This window comes from Franconibacter helveticus LMG 23732 (assembly GCF_000463115.2).
GTDB lineage: Bacteria > Pseudomonadota > Gammaproteobacteria > Enterobacterales > Enterobacteriaceae > Franconibacter > Franconibacter helveticus.
Genome location: NZ_AWFX01000056.1, coordinates 1 through 2,702 on the forward strand (window position 1 = coordinate 1; position 2,702 = coordinate 2,702).

At 54.5% G+C, this 2,702-nt stretch carries 4 protein-coding genes; 1 reads left to right on the forward strand and 3 read right to left on the reverse strand.

What is annotated here, in order from left to right; translation table 11 throughout:
- Both DW56_RS19450 and DW56_RS19455 read right to left on the reverse strand, forming a co-directional pair.
- The coding region (locus DW56_RS19450; RefSeq protein WP_035890355.1) for a DNA polymerase at nucleotides 1-329 on the reverse strand (329 nt) is incomplete at its 3' end.
- Nucleotides 319-663 carry a MobC family plasmid mobilization relaxosome protein gene (locus tag DW56_RS19455; RefSeq protein WP_032967811.1) on the reverse strand — a complete coding sequence of 115 codons (345 nt, stop codon included), beginning with the start codon at nucleotides 661-663 and terminating at the stop codon, nucleotides 319-321. The genes DW56_RS19450 and DW56_RS19455, both read right to left, overlap by 11 nt.
- Nucleotides 664-1,289: 626 nt before the next feature.
- Here DW56_RS19455 and DW56_RS23070 point away from each other — a divergent pair.
- Complete coding sequence (locus DW56_RS23070; protein WP_007772075.1) at nucleotides 1,290-1,403, forward strand: hypothetical protein; 114 nt, start codon at nucleotides 1,290-1,292, stop codon at nucleotides 1,401-1,403.
- A gap of 1,145 nt (nucleotides 1,404-2,548) precedes the next feature.
- On the opposite strand, the gene DW56_RS22540 is transcribed toward DW56_RS23070, so the two are convergent.
- Nucleotides 2,549-2,659, reverse strand: coding sequence for an MbeD/MobD family mobilization/exclusion protein (locus tag DW56_RS22540; RefSeq protein ID WP_412778678.1), 111 nt, complete (start codon nucleotides 2,657-2,659; stop codon nucleotides 2,549-2,551).
- Nucleotides 2,660-2,702: the final 43 nt, after the last annotated feature.

The window sequence follows — 2,702 nt, forward strand, 5'->3', positions numbered from 1 at the left end:
GGGATCAGAAAGTTCAGCTCCAGACGCCCCTTGTCCGCGTGCTCCACCCACAGAATGCTGTACTGATCTTTATCAAGTCCGGGCATCAGAACGCGCTCGAAGCTGGCCATCAGTTTTTCCCGCTGGCCGGGAGGCAGATCGGCCTCCGCAAACGACAGGACGCCGGATGTGTATTTCTTCACGTAAGGCGACGCGTCAATCAGCTCCCGGACTTCTTCCGGCTTCCCCTGCAGGACGCTGGCACCTTCACGCTGCCGGTCTTTACCCAGCAGATAGTCCACCGGCCCGGCGCCACCGCCGCGACCGCGTGGATGAAATTTAACGATCATCGTCCGTTCCTTTCTCAAGAACGGCGTGCCTCAGCCGCTCAAGCCCGGCATCGATGGCCATCAGCGCAGCCACAATCTGCACCCTGTCATGGCCGGTGCCGCCGCCGGCGTTAACACGGCGGGCTATCTGGTTCAGGTTATTGCCCATGCCGGCAAGCTGGCGCAGCAGCGCCGGCGAGATTGAGGGGAGCTTTCCGGAACGTGCCGGCTTTTCGTCCAGGCAGGTCTGCCGCATCCACGCCGCCAGCTGCCTGCCGTCACAGCGCTCAAGCAGCCGCCGGTGCTCGTCCTCCGTCACCCACATGGTGAGCATCTTGTTCCGTTTCTCTGACAAACCGGCCTCCTGATAACGCCGGGACGGGCGGGAAAGCCTTTCCCGGTCGGCGCGGGGTTGGACAAGCCGCAGGCGCGTCAGGCTTTTGGCGGGTTTCGGGGCGCAGCCCTGAACCAGTCACGCAGCGCTAGCGGAGTGTATACTGGCTTACTATGTTGGCACGGATGCGAGTGTCAGTGAAGTGCTTCATGTGGCAGGAGAAAAATGCAGCAGCGGAGCGTAAGCAGAACATGCGATACAGGATATATTCCGCTTCCTCGCTCACTGACTCGCTGCGCTCGGTCGTTCGGCTGCGGCGAGCGGTACCGGCTTACGGGCGGGGCGGAAATTTCCTGGAAGATACCAGGAAGAAACTTAACAGGGAAACGATGAGGTCGCGGCGAAGCCGTTTTTCCATAGGCTCCGCCCCCCTGACAAGCATCACGAAATCTGACGCTCAAATCAGTGGTGGCGAAACCCGACAGGACTATAAAGATACCAGGCGTTTCCCCCTGGTGGCTCCCTCGTGCGCTCTCCTGTTCCTGCCTTTCGGTTTACCGGCGTCATTCCGCTGTTATGGCCGCGTTTGTCTCATTCCACGCCTGACACTCAGTTCCGGGAAGGCAGTTCGCTCCAAGCTGGACTGTATGCACGAACCCCCCGTTCAGTCCGACCGCTGCGCCTTATCCGGTAACTATCGTCTTGAGTCCAACCCGGAAAGACACGAAAAAACGCCACTGGCAGCAGCCATTGGTAACTGAGATGTGCGAGAGATTTATCTGGAGTTCTTGAAGTGGTGGCCTGACTACGGCTACACTGGAAGGACAGATTTGGTGACATGTCTCGCACAAGACTGTTACCACGGTTCAGAAACTTGCCGGTTTACTGAACCTTCGAAAAACCACCTTGCCGGGTGGTTTTTTCGTTTTCAGAGCAAAAGATTACGACTGAAACGACAGAATCACAAGAAGATCATTTACTCCGAGAGTAGTAACTCCCACCATGTTTGCCTATCAACACACTTAGGAAACATTACTTGCGTTTAGTTATACGACTTCTAGCTCTCCATAACAGATCCTCATTTTCTGCTGATGGATTTCGACGGTATCGTTCCTCCGCTTTCCGTACTCCATATTCAGGAAACACCCTGACAGCAACCATTGTATAAAGACATAACACACCAAAAGTAAAAATAAAAAACCAATAAACTCGAACATATATCACCCTCTTTTCTTCTCATTTCTCATGCGTGTAGCCAACATTATTTTATAGTTAGCTCTCGTCGGGTTCTCCATATATTTACGGGTAGCACGTTCGACGGCAGATTCAGATGAACTAAAAAAAAGCATAAATAATTTAAATGTAATAACGGCGACTACCACTACACCAATAAATGTAAGCATCACTCTTACTCCTGTTATCAACATTGAACATAACATCTCTTGCCCGCACCGCCCCGGACAGCTTCGCCACGAACGGGGCGGCAGTCAGCCAAAACCAACAACAACCCATCCGGTAAACCACCCCGATCGCGACAGATAAATTTTACCCAACTGCATAGCCATGCAGCCAGGTGAATGACGGCAGGATTCAGCCCAAAAACAGCGTGAAGGCCCCGAAAACCGGCAAATGCTTCTCCAGCCACTCCCACAGTTCTGCCGCCAGATGCAGGCAGTTAAGTACAGCTTCAATAACCTTAAGCAGTTTCATAATTCACCCTGGTATAGGCAGTGATCTTTGCATCACGACGTATTTAGCGGGGAATTTCGCAGCCCTTCTTCTTGGGGTTTGTCACGGGACGGCACCCGTCAGCCCAGCGTCGGTCCTTTGTAGGTTTTCTGCGGCTGGCGCTGCAACTCCAGGCTTTTCTGATACTCATGCTCCCGCTGCCGCTGCTCTACCGTACTCAGCTCCCGGACAAGCGGCGCAGCTGCTCGCTTAAACTCAGCACCTGCGTGCTCAAGTCCGACACGCGCTCGTTCAGCGCCGCGTTCTCCCGTTGCATAAGCCCACACATGCTCCGCCATTCCGCGAAGGCGCTCTCCCATTCGTCCAGCCTT

Excerpts from the sequence above, each read along its gene's own strand:
- DW56_RS23070 (WP_007772075.1), top strand. The coding sequence starts at position 1,290 with ATGCACGAACCCCCCGTTCAGTCCGACCGCTGCGCCTTATCCGGTAAC.
- DW56_RS22540 (WP_412778678.1), bottom strand. The coding sequence starts at position 2,659 with ATGTGTGGGCTTATGCAACGGGAGAACGCGGCGCTGAACGAGCGCGTG.